This window comes from Bacillus amyloliquefaciens DSM 7 = ATCC 23350, assembly GCF_000196735.1.
GTDB lineage: Bacteria > Bacillota > Bacilli > Bacillales > Bacillaceae > Bacillus > Bacillus amyloliquefaciens.
Genome location: NC_014551.1, coordinates 1,377,140 through 1,400,226, shown reverse-complemented (window position 1 = coordinate 1,400,226; position 23,087 = coordinate 1,377,140). Strand labels below are relative to the sequence as shown.

The window sequence follows — 23,087 nt, the reverse complement described above, 5'->3', positions numbered from 1 at the left end:
GCTTATTGTATATATTGCCCCTGCTCATATTTTTAAACATGATTGGAATAGGAAATGTGCCTTTTTTCGGCTACAATAGGGGTAACGTTAACAAACAAAGAGTTGGTGAAAGAAATTATGGCAGAAAAAGAATTTGAACATATGAAACTGGAGAATCAGCTTTGTTTTTTGTTGTATGCAAGCTCCAGAGAAATGACGAAACGGTACAAACCGCTGCTTGATAAGCTCAATGTGACCTATCCGCAATACTTGGCGCTTCTCTTATTATGGGAGCACGAAGAACTGAATGTAAAACGGATGGGTGAACTTTTGCACTTGGACTCCGGAACGCTGACACCGATGCTGAAACGGATGGAGCAGCGCGGAATCATTATGAGAAAGCGGTCGCCTGAAGACGAGCGCTCTGTGACGATCAGATTGACAGATGAAGGATGCGCCTTGCAGAAAACGGCGGCGGATATTCCCATTGCGATGCTGGAACAGACGGGACTGTCAAAAGAGGAATTAAAGCAGGTAAAGCAGGCGCTTTATGAGGTTTTGAAAACATTGCACGACGTAAAATAAGGATGCCCCGAATGGGCATCCTTGTTTTTATTCTGCTGCTAGAAGATTTACTTCAATATTTCCCGCTGTCGCTTTTGAATACGGGCAGACACCGTGCGCTTTTTGAATAAGTGCTTCAAGCTCCTCTTTATTAATGCCGGATGCTTTGACCTCGAGGGTAACGCCGAGTTTATATCCTTGGTCTGCTTCATCTTTCAGCAGACTGACATGCGCTGTGACCTCTGTTTCAATACTCAGGCGCTCTTTTCTCGCTACGAGCTGAAGGGCGCTGTCAAAGCAGGCAGAGTATCCTGCAGCAAACAGCTGTTCAGGGTTTGTGGCATGTTCGAGCCGTTTTGCTCTTGGCGTTCCCGGCATGGCAACATCAAGGTTCAGCACACCGTCAGAAGACGAGACTTTTCCCTCCCGTCCGCCGGCGGCTGATACTGTAGCTGTAAATAATGGTTTTGTCATGTGAATTCACCTCTATCATATTGTTTACAATTTAATTGTAAACAATATAATGTGAATCGTCAATCTCCCCGCACAAAAAAAGCCTACCCTTTTTCAAGGATAAGCTTAAAAAGACTATACGCGGATTTGTCCGTTTCCTTTGATAATGATTTTTGTAGATGTTAACGCCGGAAGCCCCATCGGTCCTCTCGCGTGAAGCTTTTGCGTGCTGATGCCGATTTCGGCTCCGTACCCGAATTCAAAGCCGTCTGTAAACCGTGTGGAAGCATTATGATACACGGCGGCGGCGTCAACGGCTGTCTGGAAGTAAGCGGCATTCTCACCGTTTTCCGTCAGAATGGCTTCTGAATGGTTTGTGCCGTACTGCTGAATGTGACGGACCGCCTCCTGTACGTCATGCACCGTTTTTACACTGAGAATCGGCGCCAGGTATTCAGCTCCCCAATCGGCCTCTTCGGCTTGTTTCGCATTAGGCTCCAGCTCGCAAATCATCTGATCTCCGCGAAGCTCCACCCCTTTTTCTGTCAGCTGATTCAGCAGCTTTCGTCCGTGTTCTTCCGCCCATTTTTCATGGATCAAAAGAGATTCAATCGCATTGCAGACGGAAGGCCGCTGTGTTTTGGCGTTGATGACGACATCTCTGGCCATATCAGGATCTGCTGACTCATCTATGTACACGTGGCAATTGCCCGCTCCGGTTTCTAACACGGGTACGGTTGATTCCCTGACCACCAGATCAATCAAATTTTTGCCGCCGCGCGGGATCAATACATCCAGCCCGTCATTTAATGTGAAGAGCTGTTTCGCGGTTTCTTTGCTTGTATCTTCTATGAGCTGAACGGCATCAATCGGAAGCTTTGACAGTCCCAGTGCGCGTTTCATCACACTGACAAGTGCTTTGTTGCTGTGGATAGCTGACGAACTTCCTCTGAGCACAACCGCGTTTCCGGTTTTCAGGCAAAGTGTGGCAGCATCTACTGTAACATTCGGTCTGGCTTCATAGATCATGCCCACTACTCCGAGGGGCACGCGGATTTTTTCAATGGATAATCCATTCTCTTTTTGAATGGTCTCCAAAGATTCGCCGACGGGATCTTTCAGACCGATTAATAGTTCTACAGCATCCGCGATATCGAGCAGGCGTTTTTCGTCAAGAGTCAGCCTGTCAATAATGTCAGGCGTCAGTCCTCTTTTCTGTCCCGCTTCAATATCTTTCTGATTCTCTGTTAAAATCAGCTGGCGTTCATTTCTGAGCCCGTCTGCAATACATTGGAGCGCTTCGTTTTTTTCAGCGGTCGTTTTCATGACCATTTCGGCAGCCGCTTCTTTTGCCAAGGCAGCTTTTTGCAATACTTCACTCATTTGTTTTCCCCCTCGTCAAATAAATTCACCCAATCATTTCTGTGAATCACTTCCACCTGCTTCGCGCCCGGAAGCTGATCGCTCCGCTTCCCTTTGGCTTCCAAAATCTCATCGGATGAGTAATGCGTCTGCCCTTTGCCGATGATGCCGCCGGGACCTCTGACTTCCACTACGGCCCCTTTCGGAAAACTGCCGCAGACATCGGCGACACCGGCCGGAAGGAGACTTGAGCCGTTATGGATCATCGCCTGCTCCGCTCCCCCATCAATGATGATTTCCCCTGATATCGGAGAATGAAACATGATCCATTGCCGTGTATTATTAACGGAGGACAGCTCTTTATCACCGATATATGTACCGTCGCCTTTACCATCTAAAATCAGCTTCAGTTTTTCCCGTCCGGCACCGGTCCCGATAAACACCTTAACTCCGAGCGACAACGCGGTCTGGGCAGCGAGAAGTTTTGACTTCATGCCTCCGGTGCCGACTTTCGAGCCTGCTGAACCGGCATACCCGAGCAATTCAGGTGTAATGTCAGTCAAATAATCAAACCGCTTTGCGTCAGGATTTTCATTCGGATTGGCATCGTACAGGCCGTTAATGTCTGTGAGAATCATTAATTGGTCTGCATGAATCAGGCCGCTCACAAGCGCCGACAGCATGTCATTATCTCCGAACGTCAGCTCTTCGACTGATGTGGAATCATTCTCATTAATAATCGGCACGACTCCCCGCTCCAGCAATTCCATTACCGTGGCATACGCATTTCTGTACCGCTCTCTTTTTGAGAAATCATTTCTTGTTAATAAAATTTGCGCCGGCGTCAGACCGTATCTTTTTAAATGGTCCATATATTGCTGCATTAAAAGCGTCTGGCCGACCGCGGCGGCTGCCTGCTTTCCTTTTATTGTAACGGGGCGCGACGGATAGCCGAGAGCGGAAAAACCCGCTGCCACCGCGCCTGAGGTAATAAGGATTACTTCATGCCCGTTTTCTTTTAATAATGAAATGGCTTCCGTATGCTCCTTGATTTTGGCTTCATCAATACTTCCGTTACTGTTTGTGAGCGAGCTGCTCCCGATTTTCACAACAATTCTCTGCTTTTTCATAGTTTCTCCTCCGTGGCAATCAATCCAAACCGGCTCATCAAATAAAAAAGCCCATTCCATCCTGAAAAATAAGGACGAAATGGGCTTTCCGTGGTACCACCTTGTTTGAACGCGTTTTGCACGCGTCCCGCTTTCCTGTAACGCCAGGTTATCGCGCCTGAGTTTTCCCCTCAGGACTCCAAGGCAGGTTCGGCAGGTTTCATGCGGCAAAATGTTTCAGCGGGCCATTTTGCTCTCTGTCACAGAAAGTTCTGCGTACTGATCCTCTTCAACGCTCAATGATTTTTTTATATTATGCAAAGAAAACGAGTTCTTGTCAAGACATTTTCATCCATAAAAAACGGCCCGCCTCCCCGGCGGACCGCTATTAATTAAATACGATCGTTTTGTTTTCGTGAACGATGACGCGATCTTCCAAGTGCCATTTTACGGCTCTTGCCAATACGCTGCGCTCAATGGTTCTGCCGATATTCTTCAGATCCTCTGCGTGATCTCTGTGATCGACGCGTTCAATATCCTGTTCAATAATCGGGCCTTCGTCAAGGTCGTCCGTCACATAGTGAGATGTCGCGCCGATTAATTTTACTCCGCGCTCATAAGCCCGTTTATACGGATTAGCTCCGATAAAGGCCGGCAGGAATGAATGGTGGATGTTAATAATCCGATTCGGGTGTGCGGATACAAAGTCAGACGTCAAAATCTGCATGTAGCGGGCAAGAACGATCACATCAATCTCATACTGCTCCAGAAGCTCAAGCTGGCGCCGCTCAACTTCCGCGCGGATGTCTTTGTTAGCCTTCATGTAATGGAACGGAATATTCAGCGGTTCAACCACTTCTTTCGCCTCTTCATGGTTGCTGATGACAACCGCAATTTCGGCCATCATATTGCCGCTTTGCCATTCCCAAATGAGTTCATGAAGACAGTGCAGCTCCTTCGATACAAAGATCGCCACGCGCTTCAGCTCACTTGCCAGAGACAGGCTCCATGTCATGCCGAATGTTTGGGCGATTAAAGCGAACGCCTGCTTTAAGTCCTCTTTTTTCTCCCGAATGCCTTTGCAGTCGAATTCAATTCTAAGAAAAAACCGGCCGCCTTCAGGATCAGTCGTATATTGATTTGATTCAATAATATTTGCGCCATGTTCAAACAAAAACGCGGACACAGCCGATACAATTCCCGGCTGGTCGGGGCAGCTGACGAGCAGGCGCCCTTTTTCCTCATTCCCTTCGCGGTAGTCATTCAGCCGCTGTGTCATATATGAATTCATATGTTTTAATCCCTCGTATCTTCATAATTCGTAACTTATTATAGATTATACTGAAGATTTGTTAAAAATCAATTTACGAAAGAATTTTCAATCCTACGGCAGCGCATAAAATAAGCGCAATGAAAAAGATGCGCTTCGCATCCTTCTGCTCTCCGTAGAAAAGAATACCGGCTAACGCGCCGCCCGCCGTGCCGATACCCGTCCAGATTGCATAGGCCGTTCCCATCGCGATCGTTTCCATCGCATAAGAAAGCAGCGAAAATGAAGCCGCAAAACCGACGATAATGAAGAGAATCCATTTGACTTTCTTTTCTTTTTGAAATTGATTCATCAAAATGACCCCGAGCATTTCACAAAGACCCGCGGCTATCAGACTGATCCAATGCATTACGACTTCTCCTCCTTCGTCTCAGGCGTATCCTGTGTGACCAGCTTTAATCCGATGACACCGATCAGCAAAACGCCGATCAGCACGATTTTCACCGGATCGGCCTGCTCTTTGAAAAGCAAGATTTCGCTCAGCACGGTGCCCGCTGTCCCGAGACCGGTAAAGACCGCATATACCGTTCCTACGGGCAGGCTGTTAGTCGCCTTGATTAATAGATAAAAACTGATGATGATGCCCACAATTGTGGAGCTCCACGTCAGCGCCGAATCTGCATGTTTCAGGCCGATGACCCATACAACCTCAAATACGGCCGCTAAGACCACTAAACCCCATTTCATGTTCTTCACCCTTTCTGTTTTCGGACAATACAAAAAAGCCCGGATAGTCGTCTCACATGAGATTGACTCTCCCGGGCTTTTTTCCCTCCGTGTGCATATGCGGGAATATGTCCGCATATGTGTTTTCTCTCGGACCAGGCCATGTGTGAACATGCGGAACCCTAGAAAACATGTCTGTTCGTATCATACTACATTTCGCTGAAACGTTCAATGTCAGATGTGATGTCAAAAACCGTCAGCTGCCTCTCCCATTTGTTAACGGTCTCGCCGGCTGCCATGCCGATTTTTTCCGCGACGCGGACGGAAGCAAGGTTTTCCGGATCGATCAGCGCCGCTATGCGTCCGTATTGCTTTGTTTGAAAACCGTATGTCAGACAGGCTTTCGCAGCCTCTGTCGCATAGCCGCAGCCCCAATGGCGGCGGGCAAACATATAACCGATTTCCATCATCGCGGTTCCGTTTACCGTCTGCGGAACGATTCCGCATTGACCGAGAAATGCACCCGTCTCTTTATCTTCTGCGATCCAAAGACTCACGCCGTATCCTTTGGCCAATCGTTTGTTCCAGGCAATCCATTCCTTCGTTTCCCGTCTGCTTTTAAGAGAAGGATAATATTTCATGACCTCTCTATCGGTAAACAGCCCGTACAAATTCTCTTCATCGTCATCCCGCATGGTGCGCAGGCGGATACGCCTGGTTGTCAGGATGGTGCCGGAAGACTTATGCTTCATCATACACGCCACGTCTCCTTTCCCTGTATTAGATTATGGATCCGGCAGGAAAAGTCCTTTTTCAGCGTAAAAAAACCGCTTTTTTAAAAAAGCGGTTTGACGATTACCAAGGCTTATCTGTCCCGAGCGCCTCGGCCAGGGCCTTGCTGTGTTTTAAACGGTTTTTTCGTTCTCCGGCGCGCTGAACGGCCGTATTGTGAAGCATGATTTCTTCCTCGGTTTCCGGCACGATCCGCGGAACGGGCACCGATTTCCCGTTTGAATCGAGCGCGACGAAGGTCAGAAATGACGTTGCCGCAAGCTCGCGTTCCCCAGTCATCAGATGCTCTTTAATGACTTTGACAAACACCTCCATAGACGATGTTCCGACCCATGTGACGTAGGATTCAAGGCATACGGAATCCTGCTGGCCGATCGGGCGCAAAAAATCTACAGAGTCCATTGAGGCCGTGACGGTTTCACACCGGCAGTGGCGGGCCGCGGAAATTGAAGCGATATCATCAATGTAGCTCATCAGCTTTCCGCCAAACAGCGTATTGTGGTTATTGGTATCAAGCGGAAAAACCCTGCTTGTTTTGACTACCCTTGTTTCTTTGCAAAATCTTGATTCTGGCAACTTCATTATTCAAACTCCCCTTTGGTGTCTGGTCGTTTCGACTCATTCATCTGCTACCACCTATTAAACAATACTTTTACCGTTTTGTCTAAAATTTTAAATGTTAAGTTGGTTAGATATTCTGTCAGAAATGTTTCATTATTCATCACATCCGGGAATAATAAACGCACATTGAATATCGATAGGAGGCTATCACATGCACGTATCCATTCCCAAATCCACGCCAAAACCGGCATGCCGCAGTGAATATGATGCTTTGAAGACAGTCATTTTATGCCGGCCGGAACACATGGCCATCAAAGATATTATTAACGGAACACAAAAACATTTTAAACAAGAAAATATTGACATCTCCACCGCCCTCAAACAGCATAATGAGTTTATTGACATTTTAAAATCCCATCAGATTGAAGTCGTCCTGCTGCCTGCCGATCCCGAATTGCCTGAGCAGGTATTCACCCGGGATATCGGATTTGTCTTAGGAGAAACAGCGTTTATTTCAAGCATGGCGGCTTCAGTCCGGCAGGGAGAAGAAAAGGTGTTTCAACACCTGCTTGATGATGAGAAAATCCCTTATACGCGAATCAGCAAAGCGAACATTGAAGGCGGCGACGTCATGATCGCAGACGGCACCGTTTATGCCGGGCTGAGCGAGCGCACGGATAAAGCGGCTGTCCGGGAGCTGCAGGAGGCGCTGCCGGAAATGACCGTCGTGCCGATCCCTCTTAAGGAGGATTTCTTACATTTGGACTGTGTGTTTAATATGATCTCGGAAACGGAGGCGCTATACTGCAAAAATGGCTTACGGCAGAAAGAAATTGATCTTCTTGCCGAACGTTTTGAGATGATAGAAGTGCCTGAAGAAGAACAATTTACGCTCGGACCGAATATCCTGTCCATCGGCAATCAGACAATTATCAGCCTGCCGCAGCACCGTCATACGAACCGAGAGCTCAGAAAAAGGGGATATAAAGTCATTGAAACCGAGTTTTCCGAAATTATCAAATCGGGCGGTTCCTTCCGCTGCTGCACCCTCCCGCTTGTCAGAACATCTTAAACATTTACAAGGCAGTTTCCTTCAAGATACGTTAATATAGAGAAGACAAGACTTAAAGGGGGAAACCGAATGGCTAAGTACATAGGATACGCGGGAACATATACAAAAGGCGGCAGCGAAGGCATTTATTGTTTTGAACTTGATACAGAAGCGAAACAGCTCAGCCAGCCGAAGCTTGCTGCAAAGCTCGGCAACCCGACATACGTCACACCGAACTCTGATAACAGCATGCTGTATTCCATTGAAAAAGCAGACGGAAAAGGCGGCGTCGCAGCCTATCAAATCAATCAGAACACCGGCGAATTAACTTTTGTGAACCACCAGCTGATTGAAGGCCCGTCTCCATGCCACGTCAGCATTGATAGTAAACATGAATATGTTTTAACCGCTAATTACCACAGCGGAAAAGTGCACGCCTTCCCTGTCAATCAGGACGGCAGCCTGCAGGAGCCTGCAGCTGAAGCAGCTCATACGGGGACCGGTCCTCATGAAAGACAGGAGAAACCGCATACTCATTTCGCAGGCTTTACACCTGAGCATAATTACATTGCAGCCGTCGATTTAGGGACGGATACGCTGTATACTTACCAAATGCAAAACGGCGCGCTCACAGAGGTAAAAACCCATTCTTTCGCACCCGGTTCAGGGCCGCGCCATATCGTTTTCCATCCGGCGGAAAAATACGCCTATGTCATGACGGAGATCAGCAATGAAGTCATCGCGCTTGAATACAATCCGACCTTAGGTGAATTCAGAGAGCTTCAGGTCATTTCCGCTTTGCCTGAAGGCTTTACTGACAAATCTCAGGGCAGCGCGATCCGCATATCTAAAGACGGCAGATTTCTTTATGCCGCCAACCGCGGGCATGACAGCATCGCCATCTTTAAGATCAATCAATATTCCGGGGAATTGTCTCTTGTTGAATGGGTGCCGACAGAAGGAAACTGGCCGCGTGATTTCGCGTTTGATCCATCCGAAACATTCCTTATCGCGTCAAATGAAGAAACGGGAAATCTGGTTTTGTTTGAACGCGATCCGGAAACGGGCAGACTGACTCTGCTTCAATCTGACGTACCGGTTCCGTATCCGGTCTGCGTGTCATTTCTGCATCAGGTTTAATCACAAAGAAAGCTGACGATTTAAAGTCAGCTTTCTTTTTTGTATAAGTGACAGGCGACAAAACGTCCCGTCTTCACTTCCTCAAGCTCAGGCGTAACTTTACCGCAGAGCTCCATCGCTTCAGGGCACCGCGTCCTGAAAACACAGCCGCTCGGCGGGTTAACTGGGCTCGGCAGCTCCCCTTTCAGAATAATCCGTTCACGCTTGTCCTCAAGAAGCGGATCAGGGATCGGAATTGAAGATAAAAGCGCCTTCGTATAAGGGTGAAGCGGTTCCTTGTAAAGCGCAGCGCTTTCTGTGATTTCCATCATGCGCCCCAAATACATCACGCCGATCCTATCGCTGATATGCTTGACCATTGATAAATCGTGAGCGATAAATAAAAATGTCAGCCCTTTCTCCTTCTGAAGCCTTTTTAAAAGGTTGACGACCTGTGCCTGTACGGACACGTCAAGCGCAGAAATCGGCTCATCCGCCACGATAAACTCGGGGTGCAGAGAAAGTGCTCTGGCAATCCCGATTCTCTGTCTCTGTCCGCCACTGAATTCGTGGGGGTACCGGCTGCCGAAATCCGGATGGAGTCCGACAGCTTCAAGCAGTTCATCCGCCATCATCAGACGGGCTTTACGGGTATTGTAAAGATTGTGGATTTCCATCGGCTCCATAATAATTTCCCGTACGGTCAGGCGCGGATTTAACGAGGCGTAAGGGTCTTGAAAAATCATCTGCAGCTTGCGGAATAAGACCGACCGCTGATCTGGCGCGGCACGGTGTATGTCCGTCCCTTCATATGATACCGAACCGGCCGTCGGGTCGTACAGACGAAGAATAACCCTTCCGAGCGTCGATTTACCGCACCCCGATTCTCCGACGAGTCCGAATGTTTCCCCTCTTTGAATGTGAAAACTGACACCGTCGACTGCTTTTACGGCTTTCTTTCTTCCTGCGTCAAAATGCATTTTCAGCCCGCTGACTTCAAGGAGCGGAGACGCTGTCATATTCATTCCCCCTTTTCGCTGATACAGCGGCGTACGATGCATAATTCCTTTTCATAGACGGTTCCTTCCAAAGGCAGCACTTCGATTGTTTTTCCCGTTTTCGGGGAGTGCAGCATCCGGCCGTCTCCCAGCGCCAAACCGACATGGTGGATCGCGCCTTGTCCTTCATCATAGGCGAAAAACAAAAGATCAGCCGGCCGGATATCGTTTACCGCAGCGCCGAATCCAGCTTTTGCTTGGTCCTGCGCATCACGGGGAAGGGCATAACCGTTTGCTTTAAATACCGAATACATAAATCCGGAGCAGTCAAACCCGAAACCGCTCAGTCCACCCCATAAATAAGGAAGCCCGAGAAACATCATGCCTGTTTCGATGATATCTATTGCCCGCCCTTTCCTATGCCGGAATTCGTCTGCGTCAGCTTCCTTTACGAATCGTTCTCCGAGCGGCGTCGCCACCCGGAAAAAGCCATTTTCACGTCCGGCTGCCGGAAGACGCGTTAAGAAACTCACTTCAAGATCCGGTTCGCCGTTTGAGTGATATAAAAAAGATGTCGGTTTGGTAATCCATACGGCAGGAGAAGATGTGGGAAAGCTGTTTTTTGAAAGCTGGCTTTTTTTCACCCAGCCAGGATATCCGCGCGCGTCCTTTTTTGAAGGCTGGCCGGGAACGGCAACAAAAGCCCATTCACCCTCCTCTTTGAGAATGATCACTTCTTCCCCGAAAAGCACTTGCGTTTGGACAAGGTTGTCTGTGCATAGTTGAAGCCGCTCTTCATATCCCATAGACGCCAGCCATTTTCTGATTTGCGGCGGGTTTTCGAGCACCGGTGCATCATACGGGCGGGGAGATGACGGCAGCGTCCATACATTGGCTGCCGCCGCTGTAACGGCTGCTCTCATTGTTTCGCCTCCTCTTGTATCGACACGCCGGTAATGCCCAGACCCGGTTCATCCGGGATCGTAATCTGACTGCCGCTGTATGTGATGCCGCCTTTTATGAAGTCATTTTTCAGCATAAGCGGCGCATCAAAATCAAACCTTGTAACATTCCGTTTGCCCGCTGCAAAATGGGCTGCGGCGGTAATGCCGAGCTTCGTCTCAATCATGCTGCCGACCATGCATTCCACGCCGCACGTTTCCGCCATCGCATTGATGGTTTCCGCCTGCTTTATGCCGCCCGCTTTCATCAGCTTAATATTGATTAAATCGGCGCTTCTCGTTTGCAGTACGTGAAAGGCCTGACGGGGCGTAAAGACGCTCTCGTCCGCCATAATCGGTGTGTCTACGGCATCTGTGACCCGTTTCAGCCCGGCGATATCGTCTTTATGAACAGGCTGTTCGACCAGCTCAATGCCAAGTCCGGCGTCTTCCATCTTTCGGATCGCGGTCACGGCTTCTTTCGGCGTCCAGCCTTGGTTCGCGTCCAGTCTCAGTTTGACGGTTGCGCCGACACGTGATCTGACCGCCTGAATCCGCGCGATATCGTCTGATATGTCACCTATGCCGACTTTTATTTTTAAAATATGAAATCCTTTGTTCACATAACGGTCTGCATCCCCTGCCATCTCCTCAGGAGAATTGACGCTGACGGTAAAATCTGTTTCCATCGTATTCCGATAACCTCCGAGAAGCTGATAAAGCGGCTGCCCGTGCATTTGCGCCCATCCGTCATATACAGCCATATCTACCGCGGCCTTTGCGCTTTGATTTCTTACCAAAAGCCGGCTGATGTCATACAAAACTGCTTCCCTGTCAGAAATGTTCCGGCCTAAAAGAGCGGGCTTCAGTACATCGCAAACGGCGCTTTCGATACTTGCTGCGCTGTCGCCTGTTATAACAACCGTCGGCGGCGCCTCGCCCCAGCCGGTCAGACCGTTGTCAAATGTAATCTTCACAATGACCGATTCAGCATTGTAAACCGTGCGCAAAGCGGTCTTAAACGGTTTTTTCAGCGGCACGGATATCCGTCCTGTTTGAATATCTGTTATCCTCACGTCCGGTCACTCCCTTCCCGAAATCCCCGATTCAATTGTTACCGCTTTGGCCGCCGTATCCATAACCGCGCGGACTCCGATCGGAACGGCGAAGCTCGGCGAACAATGGCCGATTTTAAAGCCTTTGAGCGCGGGCTTCCCTGATTTGACAATGTAATCGTTCAGCACTTGCTCTAATGTGAGGGACTTTTCTTTATTCTTCGGTTCGCATTTGTGAAAATCACAGACTAGAATTCCTGCTGCGTCTGATAGTTTGCCGGCCATTTTCAATTGATTCAGCATTCTGTCGATTTGATACGGCTCCTCATCAATATCCTCGATAAACAGCAGTTTGTCTTTCGTATCAATTTCAAACGGCGTACCGAGTGTGGATGTAATAAGCGACAGATTGCCGCCCGCAAGCTCTCCCTCGGCTCTTCCGTCTGTCAGCACCTCCAGCGGAGAAATATCCTCCGTATAGGTGAATTCCGTTTCTTCGAAAAGCTGATGATACGATGCCTTTGTCAGCGGATCAGCATCTTCAAGTCCCACATCCGTGCTCAGCATCGGGCCGTGAAATGTGACGAGTCCCGTATTTTGATGAATGGCGGTATGTAAAAATGTAATATCGCTGTATCCCCAGAAAATTTTCGGATTGCTGCGGATTAAGCCGAAATCAATGTCAGCGGCAATGCGGCCCGTGCCGAATCCTCCGCACGCGCATATCACTGCTTTGACATTCTGATCACTGAACATGTCATGGAGATCATCGAGACGCGCCCTGTCTTCTCCCGCCAAATAGCCGTGGCGGGTCTTCAGCGACCGGCCGAGTTTCACTTGAAGGCCAAGCTCATTCTCTAAAAAAAGCAGCGCGTTTTGTAAAGTCCCGCTCTCAGGGGGGCTTGCGGGCGCAATCACACCGACCGTGTCGCCTTTTTGCAGTGCTTTTGGTTTATGGTTCATGGCTTTTTCAATCTCCTCTCCCATGGATTGAAAAGTGAAACATACCGCTCCTTTAACGGCAAAAGAGCGGTATGTCGTTTCCGAGGTGATATCAGGACTTTTCCGCCCACTTCAGATCAACGTAACCGACGGGGTGCCGGACAATGCCCTTCACGCCGCTGTTTTGCAGATGCACCTGATTGTAAAAATAAATCGGAATGATCGGAGCCTCGTTCATGAGCAGCTTCTCCGCTTTATGCATGAGCGCAAAACGTTTTTTTGCATCGGCTTCCTGTTTTGCCTGCTTGATATAGCTGTCGTATGTCTCGCTGCCCCAGCCGGTGCGGTTCATGGAATTGCCCGTCTGGAAAGCCTCAAGAAAACTGATCGGATCTGCGTAATCCGGTAAAAATGAACTTTGAGAGAACTGAAACTTCAGCCCTTTTTGCTCCTCTAAAAAGACATTCCATTCCATATTGGCGAGCTTAACGTCTATACCGAGCACACTTTTGAGCTTCTGCTGTACCGCTTCCGCTATTTTTTTATGCTCCGGCTTTGTGCTGTATGTCAGTGTGACGGCAGGCAGTTTGTCATAATGCTCTTCTGCCATGCCTTTTTCCAGCAGTTTTTTGGCTTCTGATTCATCCGGAGTTAATAAACTGCCGCCTGCTTCGCGGAAATCTTTCCCGTCAGGCTGCGGAAACCCCGGGGATACAAAGGCATGTGCCGGCTTTTCACTGTTTTTGGTCACATAATCCGTGATTTCTTTCTGATCAATAGCCGCAGCAAACGCTTTTCTGATCTTTTCATTTTGGAACGGCTCCATTTTAACGTTAAAGCGATAGAAATAAAGTCCGGCCTGATCCCACGTGCGGACATTTTTTCCGCCCATCAGCTGCTCGCTCAGCTCTGCCGGCACAAAAGCGGTATCCAAATCTCCCGACTGGAACATCTGGTAGTCGGTATTTCGGTCACTGACCATCGCCCATGTGACTTTATCAAGTTTCACCGTCTTTTTATCCCAATACGTCTCGTTTTTGACCATCGTCATGCTGTCGTCATGCTTCCATTCCGTCAGCTTGAACGGCCCGTTGCCGACAAAGGTTTTCGCTTCAGTGAACCATTTCGGATCAGCCTTAGCGACCTTTTCATTAATCGGGAAATACGCCGGATTGGACACGACGCTCAGAAAATAATCCTGCGGTGCCGCCAATGTGACGACCAATGTTTTTTTATCTTTTGCCGTAACTTTCACGTCTTCTTTTTTGCCTTTTCCGCTGTTAAATTCTTCCCCGCCTTTGATCATATAGCCGAGAAATGCGGAAGACGCTCCCGTTTTCGGATCGAGCATCCGTTTCCAGGCGTACACGAAGTCTTCCGCCGTGACGGGATCGCCATTGGTCCATTTGGCGTCATCACGGAGACTGAAGGTATATGTCAGCTTATCAGCGGACACCTTCCAGCTTTTTGCCATGGCCGGTTCGGGCTTATTATCTTTTCCGAGCCTTGTTAAACCTTCCATTATGTTATTCAGCGGCTGCCAGGAAACATTATTAAACCCGATCGGCGGATCAAGTGAGGTCGGCTCATTTTCGTTATTGAGCCGGAGCACTGTTTCATCCCCCTGTTCTTTTGCTTTGCCGGTTTCTGTTCCCGCCTGCTCATTGGCCGTACAGCCCATCAAAGCAAACGACACAACAGCAATCACTCCGATTGCCCATTTCTTTTTCATTTGAATCCCCCTTTTTCCTCTGCTGCCTTCAGCTGTTTGTGCTTTTGCCTCTCTGCACGGTCATCCTGAAGCCAACAATTGACGAAATGGCTTTTGGATTTCACGGTTGTTTCCGGATATACCTTTTCACAGACGATCATCCTGTCCGGGCAGCGGGCGGCAAACGGGCAGCCCGGCGGCGGATCGAATAAATCAGGCGGCGTCCCGTCAATCGGCGAAAGCTCACTATCCTCCATATCCAGCCGCGGCACTGAGAAGAGCAGCCCCTTTGTGTAGGGATGAGCGGGCCGGTAAAAAATATCATGCCTCGTGCCGATTTCGGCGATTTTTCCCGCGTACATGACGGCGACCCTGTCAGCGGTCTGAGCGACAACGCCGAGATCATGCGTAATCAGAACAATAGATACGCCTGTTTTTCTTTGAATCTTTTTAAATAATTCAAGGATCTGTGCTTGAATTGTTACATCAAGAGCAGTCGTCGGTTCATCGGCAATCATGATTTCCGGCTCGCAGATCAGAGCCATCGCGATCACGATCCGCTGTCGCATGCCCCCGCTTAATTGGTGGGGATACTGCTTCAGGCGGGATTTCGAGTCAGGGATGCCGACAAGGTCCAGCATGGCGAGAACCTCGGATTCAGCTTGTTTTCTGGTCATGTCTCGGTGTTCCAAAAGCGCTTCTGAAAGCTGATCTCCTACAGTCAAAGTCGGATTGAGCGCCGTCATCGGGTCCTGAAAGATCATAGAAATGTCACGTCCCCGTATTCCCCGCATTTCCCGTTCCGTCATTTGACAAAGGTCTTTCTGTTTAAATTGTATGCTTCCGGATTCAATCTTTGCCGAATGTTTCGGAAGAAGGCCCATCACGGCTTGTAACGTCACGCTTTTTCCGCAGCCCGATTCACCGACGATCGCAAACGTTTCACCTTTATATAAATCGAAGCTGACGCCTCTGACGGCTTTTACGGTGCCTCCGTATGTTGAAAAAGTAACATGCAGATTTTGAACTGAAAGAACTTGCTGCGCCATTTTTCCTACCTCCTCAATTTCGGGTCTAACGCGTCCTGCAAGCCGTCTCCAAGCACGTTAAACGCGTACATCGTTAAGGAAATGAAAAAGGCGGGAAAAAACAGCCGCCACCAATGGCCTGATAAAATCGCCGGGAGCCCGTCGTTTGCCATGACTCCCCAGCTTGCAAACGGCGCTTGAATGCCGAGTCCTAAAAAACTTAGAAATGATTCCGCAAAAATCGCCGCCGGCACCGTAAGCGTCATTTGGACAATAATGGCCCCCATCGTATTCGGCAGCAGATTTTTCTTAATGATCCGAAATGTTTTCGCCCCAAACGTTTTCGAAGCAAGCACGTGTTCATCATGCTTCATCCTCAATACCTGTCCTCTGACAATCCGCGCCATGCCGACCCACCCCGTCACGGTCAGAGCGACGATAATAGAACCGAGCCCCGGTCCCATCAGCACCATTAACAAAATGACAACGAGCAGATACGGCAATCCGTAGAGAACCTCGATGATTCTCATCATGGCGCTGTCTGTCCGTCCCCCTTTGTAGCCGGCGATGCCTCCGTAAATGACGCCGATCAAAAAGTCGATCAAGGCCGCCATCACACCGACAAATAAAGATATCCTCGCTCCGTACCACGTTCTTGTAAATACGTCCCGTCCAAGCTCATCGGTTCCGAACCAATGTGAAGAAGACGGCGGAAGATTCTGCTCGGCGAGCGTCTGCCTTGTCACACTGTGCGGTGATATCACCGGACCGAACACAGCTAATAGAAACAGGCAAAATAAAATCACAAGGCCGGCCATCGCCAATTTGTTCTTTTTAAGCCGCCGCCACGCATCCTGAGTGTAAGACAGGCTCGGACGCTTGACCGACTCGGCTTCACCCTTTCTTTCCATGCCCGGCTGAAACCATTCATCAGGCACTTCTGTGTGTTTTACCGTTTCCTGCGGGAGATTCATCGGGATCACCCTTTCTTATGAAGTTTTATGCGCGGGTCTAACAGGCCGTATGCCAAATCAACCAGAAACAGCATGACGATCAGAATCACACTGTAAAATACGGTCGTCCCCATAATCACCGGGTAGTCACGCTGATTGATGCTTTCCACGAAATATTTGCCCATTCCCGGAATGGCAAAGATTTTCTCGATGACGAAACTGCCCGTCAGGATACTTGCGGCAAGCGTGCCAAGTACTGTCACAACAGGCATAAGAGCGTTTTTCAAGGCGTGTTTGATGATAATTTTGACAGGAGAAAGGCCTTTTGCTTTTGCCGTGCGGATATAATCCTGAGTGAGCACTTCAGCCATGCTTGATCTTGTCAGCCTCGCGATGATGGCCATAGGTCCGACGGCAAGCGCTGCAGTCGGCAGGACCATGTGAACTGGACTCGTCCACGTAGCAGCCGGAAACCATTTCAGATGAACCGCAAATTGCTGAATCAGCAGTGTCGCCATAATAAAATTCGGAATGGAAATCCCCAGCACCGCAAGGCTCATGGCCGCATAATCGAGAAATCCGCCGCGCCTCAGAGCGGCCGTTATGCCGAGCGCGAGTCCTGAAATAACAGCGATGATAATCGCCGTTATGCCAAGCTCAAATGAAACGGGAAACCCCCGTTCAAGCATGGCGTTTACACTGTCTGACGGTTTTTTAATTGAAGGACCGAAATCAAAGGTTAGAATGGATTTTAGATAGATGGCGTATTGAGTGATAAGAGGTTCGTTCAGATGGTAGTAGGATTCGAGATTTCGCTGAACCGCTTCGTTTGTGCCCCGCTCTTCGTTAAAAGGCGAGCCGGGTATCACTTTCATCATGACAAATGTCAGAGTGGTGATGACGAGGACGGTCATAATCATTGCGATAAAACGTTTGATAAAATACCGAAGCAATGCCGTTCACCCCTTTAACAGAATGTTGTTCTCATGGCGAGTTCTGTCATGACGAGCATGGCCTGATAGGCTTCCGGCATGTCTTTTGCCTGAAATTGAACGATTGTCGTTCCCGGTATGATTTCTGTGCCCGGCATTAAATGGGCCCATTCAGCCTGTCCGTAGTTGGCAAATTCAATGCCTAAGACCGGTCTTTCAGGCGGAGTGAGCGGCTTGACCTTATCTTTATTTTTGAGCGCATAAGCTGTTTTTTCCGTCAGGAGCTGCCCGGCTTTCAGAGGAGACAGGCATTTAACCGCGGTTCTTGAAATGGTTTGCTTGACGGCGGCTGTCGTCACATTCGGTATCAGCTCCTCCGCTTCTTTTGCGGCGCAATCATCCCCGGCAGCCATAATCACCGGGACATCGTAAAATCCGGCGAGATAGGCATTTAACCCCAGTTCACCGACCGGCTTATCATTTATGTAAAAGTGACGCACGCCGAATATCATGCTGTGCGACATGACTCCCGGCATTGAGGCTCTCGCATGGTAGCCGATAAACATTGCGCCAGAATAGGATTCATCAAGCCCCTGCATCATAGAAAACGGCTTGACGTCCCCTGTGATCAGCTCTGCCTCAGGATGAAGTTTTTCTGCGAGCAGATTATTCATCTTTGAATGGCTGTCATTTACGGTCACTTCCGTGCACCCGTTATTAAACGCTTCTGCGATGCACCAGTTTGCTTCCTCGGTCATCAGAACCCTGCCGCGCTCATAATTGTGCATGCGGGAATTGACAAATGTTTCATCCGGCAGTCCAGATATCCCTTCCATATCTACAGATAGATACAGTTTCATGTAATACCTCCTTTTTTATTTAAAATTTCGATATTAAATTATGAATATTCTAACAAATTATATTAAAAAAGGATGAAACATGCAATATACCATTCTGCCATTATAGGAAAAAACAAACCCTTTTCACCGGGAAAAGGGTTTGCTGATAGAAAAAGTTACATACTGTTTTCGGGGTGACGCTGAAACTGTCTGACCGCACTTCTGTATTCACTATCGGGAATGACCTGATGCCTGATCGGTTCAGTAGTTTTCCGCGGAGGCTGTTCAGCCTCCTGGTTACGGACGGCGTGCGGTTTATGCGCCAGCTTATGTCCCATGCCGGTCGCATTCATGACAAATGATAAACACACTAAAAGCAGGCTTAAGATGAAAGCAATAAGGAACAGATCGCTGTATGTCCCCATCAGCAACTCATGCGGCGATTGTGTGCCGTGCGCGCCCCAAAGCATGCCGGAAGCATCTCTTTTGGTAAAATACCCTATTAATACAGGGGCGCCCATATAAATGAACAGCCGCAAAAACTGAACTGCCGTCATGCGTTTCACCAGTTCCGGAAGCGGTCCTCCTAACGCGGCTCCCATCAGTCCGGCTGCCACGATAAGCCCTGTTCCGGCCGCCAGCATTACGAAAAGCCCCGCAAATAGAATAATAGGCATATGATGATCCGTCGTCATCCATTGAAAATTCACGAACACAAGTATAATAGAGCCTGTTATCCCGAGCATGCCCGGGCCGACTTTATCATATGCTAATGCACTGATGACAGCGGCAATGGCCACGCCTGCCAAAAGGCTCGCATATAAAAATATCAAATGAGTTTGTGACATATGATACGCCGCCTGAAGCTCCCCGCGAAATGCAGAAAGGCTGACCGCTATTGAGATACTGCCTGCAGCGATCATAAAAACTCCCAGAATCGGCTTTGGAATCAGCATAAGTTTAATCGAAATCAGCGCATGTTCGTTTCTGTACTGCATAATCAGCAAGATCAGCAGAATGACGAAGCTTCCTCCAAATCCCGCCAACGTATGCCATGACGAGAAACCCCATTTCGGCAGATGAATAAATGTAAAGGCAGCCAGCACGGCTGATACACCCGCTAACAGAAAACCGAAGCCGTCAAATGGAGATCTTTCTGCGCCTTTATGAGCATCATCCCGCAGCCACATATAGCTGAAAATGAAGCCGCAAAAAGACAGCAGACCAAAAATGCCGAACAGCCAATGCCAATGGCCGGCGCTTGCCGCGGCCGTGCCTAATACGGTCCCCATAATGACGGACCCGTAAAAGCCGCCGATTAACACAAATAAGGCGTAATTGCGGCGCTCAATCGGAAACGAAAGCACCAGCATCGGAATCATAATCATCAGCATAGTGCCCGCAGCGGCTCCCTGTAAAAAACGGCCCGCAGCGAGCGGGTAAATATCATTCGTACAAAAAGCTAGCAGCGCTCCGATGACAGCCGCTGCCATAGAAATCATATAGACAGGCCGGGAGCCGAACCTTTTTCTTAAATACGGCCCAGCCGGCACGAATAAGGCAAATGCCATATTACCGATAATAATCGGATGAAAAGAATCATAGTTTCCTCCGCCGACCGTCTGCCGGACAAGGCTTTGGACAGCCGAAAGAGCGGTGTTCGACATCAGTCCCGGCCCGACCGCCAACACAGCAAGCAGAGAAATAATCCAGTGATGTTTTTCTTTCATTTGACAGCTCCTTTCTTAAATTTGACAACGTAAAAAAGCTAACAGATTTCCCCCATTAGCTTGACAGAATTTTCATATCTTTTCATGTGAAGGATTGAGCATAATCTATCATTTATTATTTCAAATCCGATCGAAATTGTCAATATAAAGCGCCCCGTCCAATTACGTCTTTTTCACAATTTCCCACAATCTTTTCATTATTATCCCACACTTTTTGTGTAAGATGGAGTCAGTAATAATAGGCAAATCATGCTATGATGAAATAGAGAAACGGAGTGAACATGATGGATAACTATCGTGATGAAAATCGGACAGACCAAAAAGAACAGGAAGTCCTTTTAGCAAAAGAAAATCCGCAGCCGGCCAGATATTCAGCGACGGACGAGGACAAGAAAAAACGAAGCTTCGGCTGGTTCAGACCGCTCCTCGGCGGGGTGATCGGCGGAGGGCTCGCCCTTGGCATCTATACATTTACGCCGCTTGGAGACCATCAGACGCAAGATACGTCCAATCCGGCTCCCGCTCAGGAAACGTCATCTGTAACCGCTAAACAGACATCTTCTGATTCCGGCAGCAGCAAATCGTCAAGCAGCTCATCAGCAAATTCAAGCAGCATTTCAAATATGGTGGAAGACATTTCACCGGCGATCGTCGGAATCACCAATCTGCAAAAGCAGCAAAGCAGTTCAGATTTATTCGGATTCGGATCCGGTTCCGGTTCGAACTCAAATTCATCGGGTGAAGATGCCGAAACGGGGTCGGGTTCAGGCGTTATTTTTAAGAAAGCAAACGGCAAAGCGTATATTATTACGAATAACCACGTGGTCGAAGGCGCCTCTTCCCTTAAAGTGTCATTATATGACGGTACTGATGTAACAGCTAAACTCGTCGGCAGAGACTCTCTGACGGACTTGGCCGTTTTAGAAATCAGTGATAAACACGTGACAAAAACGGCAAGCTTCGGCAGCTCATCCGCTCTCAGAACGGGTGAATCCGTCATCGCCATCGGTGATCCGCTCGGAAAAGACCTTTCCCGCACCGTCACTCAGGGTATCGTGAGCGGCTTAAACAGAACCGTCTCGATTTCTACATCAGCCGGTGAGTCAAGCATCAATGTCATCCAGACTGATGCCGCCATCAATCCCGGAAACAGCGGCGGGCCGCTCTTAAATACAGACGGCAAAATCATCGGCATCAACAGCATGAAAATCAGTGAAAGTGATGTAGAAGGCATCGGCTTTGCAATCCCGAGCAACGATGTAAAACCGATCGCTGAAGCGCTTCTCACTAAAGGACATGTGGAGCGCCCTTATATCGGGGTAAGCATGATCGACTTGGAGCAAGTGCCGCAAAACTATCAGGAAGGCACACTCGGCCTCTTCGGCAAACAGCTGAATAAAGGGGTTTATATTCGCGAAGTGGCGCAGGGATCGCCTGCCGCCAAAGCCGGATTAAAAGCAGAAGACATCATTATCGGCTTAAAAGGGAAAGAAACCGACACGGGCAGCGAACTTCGCAATATTCTCTATAAGAATACGAAGGTCGGCAGCACCGTGGACGTGAAGATTATCAGAAACGGCAAGGAAATGACGAAAAAAATGAAATTGACTCAAAAAGAAGAAACACCTTCTTAACAAAAATCCAGGGCAGCGGCCTTGGATTTTTTTATATCAATGAAACTTTCAGCGCAAACCGTCCGTATGAATAGTGTACAAAGGAGGATACATACATGAAACATTCCGGACTTTTGCTGGTCGTTACCAGCCTGATCTTGCTGCAGCTGAGCTTTCAGCTTCCTCATCAAAACATTGCTTGGGGCATGACGCTGGGTGCAAGCATTTTATTGAATCTGACGGGAACCGGACTGATTATGCGCTCTTTGCACATGCAAGCCAGCCGCAGATGATTGAAAAAGCCGCGGGACACTCAGTGATCCGGCGGCTTTTTATTTCAGACATAAAAGCACCCTGTCCGCTAGAAGGACAGGGTGTTTCGGTTAAGACATATGCTGATCCCGATAAACCTTTTCGTTTTTAATGCCGTACGCTTTTTGCACGATATAGAGCGGACGGTCTTTTGCTTCGTCATAAATCCTTCCGATGTATTCGCCGATCATACCGAGAATTAAGAGAACGATGCCGCTGAATAAAAGCTGTATCACAATCAGTGAGGACCAGCCTGTAATGGTGCTGTCTGTAAAAAGTTTCATATATAAAACGACAAACATATAAAGAAAACCCGCTCCGGACATAATCATTCCCGCATAGCTTGCCGCCTTGAGCGGTTTATGGGAGAACGTTGTTATACCGTCCATGGAAAGCTTCAGCATTTTTTTAAGCGGGTATTTCGTTTCTCCCGCAAGCCTTTCATCGCGTTCATATTCAACAGCAGTCTGCTTAAACCCGACCCAGCTGACGAGTCCCCTGACAAATGGATTTTTCTCTTTTAATCTTTTCATTTCGTCACAGACTTTTCTGTCCAGCAGGCGGAAATCTCCGGTATCGAGCGGAATATCAATATCGGTCACGCTCCGCAGCAGCCGATAAAACATAGAAGCCGTCTGTTTCTTGAAAAAGGTTTCTCCTTTCCGTTTCGTTCTGACGGCGTACACCACATCGTAGCCTTCTTTCCACTGTTCAATCATATCAAGGATTAATTCAGGAGGGTCCTGCAAATCGGCGTCAATGACGATGACGGCATTCCCCTCTGCGTAATCCATGCCTGCGGTGATTGCGATCTGGTGACCGAAGTTTCTGGAAAAATCAATAATTTTCACTCTCGGATCAATCAGACTGTGCTCTCTTAATATCTCAATACTGCGGTCTTTGCTTCCGTCATTGACAAAGATCAATTCATAATGATCTTTTGTTTGATCCATGACTTCTTTCAAACGTTGATAGGTTGTCTGAATGACGAGTTCCTCATTATAAACGGGGACGACAATTGAATATTGAATATGTCTGCTCATGTTT

Annotated in this window: 24 protein-coding genes, 1 riboswitch and 1 other annotated feature; of the genes, 5 read left to right on the top strand and 19 right to left on the bottom strand. The window is 48.5% G+C overall.

The features are described 5' to 3' along the window. The first annotated feature begins 54 nt into the window (after positions 1-54). On the top strand, positions 55-564 hold the full coding sequence (locus tag BAMF_RS27650) for a MarR family winged helix-turn-helix transcriptional regulator (RefSeq protein ID WP_013351992.1): 510 nt from the start codon (positions 55-57) through the stop codon (positions 562-564). Between the two features lie 27 nt (positions 565-591). Here the strand turns inward: BAMF_RS27650 and BAMF_RS27645 are convergent, their stop codons facing one another. The 8 genes from BAMF_RS27645 to BAMF_RS27610 all read right to left on the bottom strand — a co-directional run bounded on the left by BAMF_RS27645 (position 592) and on the right by BAMF_RS27610 (position 6,837). After that, a complete protein-coding gene (locus tag BAMF_RS27645; protein ID WP_013351991.1) occupies positions 592-1,017 on the bottom strand; it encodes an organic hydroperoxide resistance protein in 426 nt (141 codons plus the stop codon). Between the two features lie 114 nt (positions 1,018-1,131). Further along, positions 1,132-2,379, bottom strand: coding sequence for a glutamate-5-semialdehyde dehydrogenase (gene proA / locus BAMF_RS27640; RefSeq protein ID WP_013351990.1), 1,248 nt, complete (start codon positions 2,377-2,379; stop codon positions 1,132-1,134). Further along, complete coding sequence (gene proB / locus BAMF_RS27635; RefSeq protein WP_013351989.1) at positions 2,376-3,488, bottom strand: glutamate 5-kinase; 1,113 nt, start codon at positions 3,486-3,488, stop codon at positions 2,376-2,378. The genes proA and proB overlap by 4 nt, the downstream gene beginning before the upstream one ends. 67 nt (positions 3,489-3,555) lie before the next feature. Then, positions 3,556-3,769 (bottom strand) — a binding site (T-box leader). Positions 3,770-3,855: 86 nt separating this feature from the next. Further along, the gene (purU, locus tag BAMF_RS27630; RefSeq protein WP_013351988.1) at positions 3,856-4,758 is read right to left on the bottom strand and encodes a formyltetrahydrofolate deformylase; all 903 of its coding nucleotides are present in this window, start codon (positions 4,756-4,758) and stop codon (positions 3,856-3,858) included. Positions 4,759-4,831: 73 nt separating this feature from the next. Then, complete coding sequence (locus BAMF_RS27625) at positions 4,832-5,146, bottom strand: DMT family transporter (RefSeq protein WP_003154765.1); 315 nt, start codon at positions 5,144-5,146, stop codon at positions 4,832-4,834. Further along, entirely contained in the window at positions 5,146-5,484 is a 339-nt protein-coding gene (locus BAMF_RS27620; RefSeq protein WP_014472577.1) for a DMT family transporter, read from the bottom strand. The genes BAMF_RS27625 and BAMF_RS27620 overlap by 1 nt, the downstream gene beginning before the upstream one ends. Before the next feature lie 66 nt (positions 5,485-5,550). Next, positions 5,551-5,660: riboswitch (guanidine-I (ykkC/yxkD leader) on the bottom strand. A 12-nt stretch (positions 5,661-5,672) separates the two neighbouring features. Beyond that, positions 5,673-6,218 carry a GNAT family N-acetyltransferase gene (locus tag BAMF_RS27615; protein ID WP_013351986.1) on the bottom strand — a complete coding sequence of 182 codons (546 nt, stop codon included), beginning with the start codon at positions 6,216-6,218 and terminating at the stop codon, positions 5,673-5,675. A gap of 100 nt (positions 6,219-6,318) precedes the next feature. Continuing rightward, complete coding sequence (locus BAMF_RS27610) at positions 6,319-6,837, bottom strand: acyl-CoA thioesterase (protein WP_003154772.1); 519 nt, start codon at positions 6,835-6,837, stop codon at positions 6,319-6,321. Positions 6,838-7,027: 190 nt separating this feature from the next. On the opposite strand from BAMF_RS27610, the gene BAMF_RS27605 reads away from it, so the two are divergent. Together BAMF_RS27605 and BAMF_RS27600 are read left to right on the top strand one after the other, a co-directional pair. Further along, the gene (locus BAMF_RS27605; protein WP_013351985.1) at positions 7,028-7,888 is read left to right on the top strand and encodes a dimethylarginine dimethylaminohydrolase family protein; all 861 of its coding nucleotides are present in this window, start codon (positions 7,028-7,030) and stop codon (positions 7,886-7,888) included. A 69-nt stretch (positions 7,889-7,957) separates the two neighbouring features. After that, complete coding sequence (locus tag BAMF_RS27600; protein WP_013351984.1) at positions 7,958-9,007, top strand: lactonase family protein; 1,050 nt, start codon at positions 7,958-7,960, stop codon at positions 9,005-9,007. Between the two features lie 26 nt (positions 9,008-9,033). Here the strand turns inward: BAMF_RS27600 and BAMF_RS27595 are convergent, their stop codons facing one another. From BAMF_RS27595 to BAMF_RS27550, 10 genes are all read right to left on the bottom strand, one after another. Continuing rightward, positions 9,034-10,005: an ABC transporter ATP-binding protein gene (locus BAMF_RS27595; protein WP_013351983.1), complete on the bottom strand. Its 972-nt coding sequence runs from the start codon at positions 10,003-10,005 to the stop codon at positions 9,034-9,036. Between the two features lie 2 nt (positions 10,006-10,007). Next, on the bottom strand, positions 10,008-10,907 hold the full coding sequence (locus tag BAMF_RS27590) for a C40 family peptidase (RefSeq protein ID WP_013351982.1): 900 nt from the start codon (positions 10,905-10,907) through the stop codon (positions 10,008-10,010). Next, entirely contained in the window at positions 10,904-12,001 is a 1,098-nt protein-coding gene (locus BAMF_RS27585) for a mandelate racemase/muconate lactonizing enzyme family protein (RefSeq protein ID WP_013351981.1), read from the bottom strand. Before BAMF_RS27585 ends, BAMF_RS27590 begins: the two co-directional genes overlap by 4 nt. Positions 12,002-12,007: 6 nt before the next feature. After that, positions 12,008-12,967: a S66 peptidase family protein gene (locus BAMF_RS27580; RefSeq protein ID WP_014471722.1), complete on the bottom strand. Its 960-nt coding sequence runs from the start codon at positions 12,965-12,967 to the stop codon at positions 12,008-12,010. Positions 12,968-13,034: 67 nt separating this feature from the next. After that, on the bottom strand, positions 13,035-14,654 hold the full coding sequence (locus tag BAMF_RS27575; protein ID WP_013351979.1) for a peptide ABC transporter substrate-binding protein: 1,620 nt from the start codon (positions 14,652-14,654) through the stop codon (positions 13,035-13,037). Continuing rightward, positions 14,651-15,682 (bottom strand): ABC transporter ATP-binding protein, encoded by a 1,032-nt coding sequence (locus BAMF_RS27570; protein ID WP_013351978.1) that lies wholly within the window; start codon positions 15,680-15,682, stop codon positions 14,651-14,653. Before BAMF_RS27570 ends, BAMF_RS27575 begins: the two co-directional genes overlap by 4 nt. Before the next feature lie 5 nt (positions 15,683-15,687). Further along, the gene (locus tag BAMF_RS27565; RefSeq protein ID WP_013351977.1) at positions 15,688-16,635 is read right to left on the bottom strand and encodes an ABC transporter permease; all 948 of its coding nucleotides are present in this window, start codon (positions 16,633-16,635) and stop codon (positions 15,688-15,690) included. Between the two features lie 5 nt (positions 16,636-16,640). Then, entirely contained in the window at positions 16,641-17,567 is a 927-nt protein-coding gene (locus BAMF_RS27560) for an ABC transporter permease (protein ID WP_013351976.1), read from the bottom strand. Positions 17,568-17,581: 14 nt separating this feature from the next. Beyond that, positions 17,582-18,406 carry a M55 family metallopeptidase gene (locus BAMF_RS27555; RefSeq protein ID WP_013351975.1) on the bottom strand — a complete coding sequence of 275 codons (825 nt, stop codon included), beginning with the start codon at positions 18,404-18,406 and terminating at the stop codon, positions 17,582-17,584. Positions 18,407-18,561: 155 nt separating this feature from the next. Continuing rightward, complete coding sequence (locus BAMF_RS27550) at positions 18,562-20,115, bottom strand: MFS transporter (RefSeq protein WP_013351974.1); 1,554 nt, start codon at positions 20,113-20,115, stop codon at positions 18,562-18,564. 284 nt (positions 20,116-20,399) lie between these two features. Between BAMF_RS27550 and htrA the strand changes: the two genes are divergently transcribed. Together htrA and BAMF_RS41510 are read left to right on the top strand one after the other, a co-directional pair. Further along, entirely contained in the window at positions 20,400-21,749 is a 1,350-nt protein-coding gene (gene htrA / locus BAMF_RS27545; RefSeq protein ID WP_014470489.1) for a serine protease HtrA, read from the top strand. A gap of 95 nt (positions 21,750-21,844) precedes the next feature. After that, positions 21,845-22,021: a hypothetical protein gene (locus tag BAMF_RS41510; protein ID WP_173346429.1), complete on the top strand. Its 177-nt coding sequence runs from the start codon at positions 21,845-21,847 to the stop codon at positions 22,019-22,021. Between the two features lie 90 nt (positions 22,022-22,111). Here the strand turns inward: BAMF_RS41510 and BAMF_RS27540 are convergent, their stop codons facing one another. Continuing rightward, positions 22,112-23,083 (bottom strand): glycosyltransferase family 2 protein, encoded by a 972-nt coding sequence (locus BAMF_RS27540; RefSeq protein ID WP_013351972.1) that lies wholly within the window; start codon positions 23,081-23,083, stop codon positions 22,112-22,114. Between the last annotated feature and the right edge of the window lie 4 nt (positions 23,084-23,087).

Coding starts and splice junctions, on each gene's coding strand:
- BAMF_RS27565 (WP_013351977.1), bottom strand. CDS start 16,635: ATGAATCTCCCGCAGGAAACGGTAAAACACACAGAAGTGCCTGATGAA.
- BAMF_RS27575 (WP_013351979.1), bottom strand. CDS start 14,654: ATGAAAAAGAAATGGGCAATCGGAGTGATTGCTGTTGTGTCGTTTGCT.
- proA (WP_013351990.1), bottom strand. CDS start 2,379: ATGAGTGAAGTATTGCAAAAAGCTGCCTTGGCAAAAGAAGCGGCTGCC.
- BAMF_RS41510 (WP_173346429.1), top strand. CDS start 21,845: ATGAAACATTCCGGACTTTTGCTGGTCGTTACCAGCCTGATCTTGCTG.
- BAMF_RS27550 (WP_013351974.1), bottom strand. CDS start 20,115: ATGAAAGAAAAACATCACTGGATTATTTCTCTGCTTGCTGTGTTGGCG.
- BAMF_RS27650 (WP_013351992.1), top strand. CDS start 55: ATGTGCCTTTTTTCGGCTACAATAGGGGTAACGTTAACAAACAAAGAG.
- htrA (WP_014470489.1), top strand. CDS start 20,400: ATGGATAACTATCGTGATGAAAATCGGACAGACCAAAAAGAACAGGAA.
- BAMF_RS27580 (WP_014471722.1), bottom strand. CDS start 12,967: ATGGGAGAGGAGATTGAAAAAGCCATGAACCATAAACCAAAAGCACTG.
- BAMF_RS27590 (WP_013351982.1), bottom strand. CDS start 10,907: ATGAGAGCAGCCGTTACAGCGGCGGCAGCCAATGTATGGACGCTGCCG.
- purU (WP_013351988.1), bottom strand. CDS start 4,758: ATGAATTCATATATGACACAGCGGCTGAATGACTACCGCGAAGGGAAT.
- BAMF_RS27625 (WP_003154765.1), bottom strand. CDS start 5,146: ATGCATTGGATCAGTCTGATAGCCGCGGGTCTTTGTGAAATGCTCGGG.
- BAMF_RS27540 (WP_013351972.1), bottom strand. CDS start 23,083: ATGAGCAGACATATTCAATATTCAATTGTCGTCCCCGTTTATAATGAG.
- BAMF_RS27605 (WP_013351985.1), top strand. CDS start 7,028: ATGCACGTATCCATTCCCAAATCCACGCCAAAACCGGCATGCCGCAGT.
- proB (WP_013351989.1), bottom strand. CDS start 3,488: ATGAAAAAGCAGAGAATTGTTGTGAAAATCGGGAGCAGCTCGCTCACA.
- BAMF_RS27645 (WP_013351991.1), bottom strand. CDS start 1,017: ATGACAAAACCATTATTTACAGCTACAGTATCAGCCGCCGGCGGACGG.
- BAMF_RS27615 (WP_013351986.1), bottom strand. CDS start 6,218: ATGATGAAGCATAAGTCTTCCGGCACCATCCTGACAACCAGGCGTATC.
- BAMF_RS27570 (WP_013351978.1), bottom strand. CDS start 15,682: ATGGCGCAGCAAGTTCTTTCAGTTCAAAATCTGCATGTTACTTTTTCA.
- BAMF_RS27595 (WP_013351983.1), bottom strand. CDS start 10,005: ATGACAGCGTCTCCGCTCCTTGAAGTCAGCGGGCTGAAAATGCATTTT.
- BAMF_RS27555 (WP_013351975.1), bottom strand. CDS start 18,406: ATGAAACTGTATCTATCTGTAGATATGGAAGGGATATCTGGACTGCCG.
- BAMF_RS27620 (WP_014472577.1), bottom strand. CDS start 5,484: ATGAAATGGGGTTTAGTGGTCTTAGCGGCCGTATTTGAGGTTGTATGG.
- BAMF_RS27600 (WP_013351984.1), top strand. CDS start 7,958: ATGGCTAAGTACATAGGATACGCGGGAACATATACAAAAGGCGGCAGC.
- BAMF_RS27610 (WP_003154772.1), bottom strand. CDS start 6,837: ATGAAGTTGCCAGAATCAAGATTTTGCAAAGAAACAAGGGTAGTCAAA.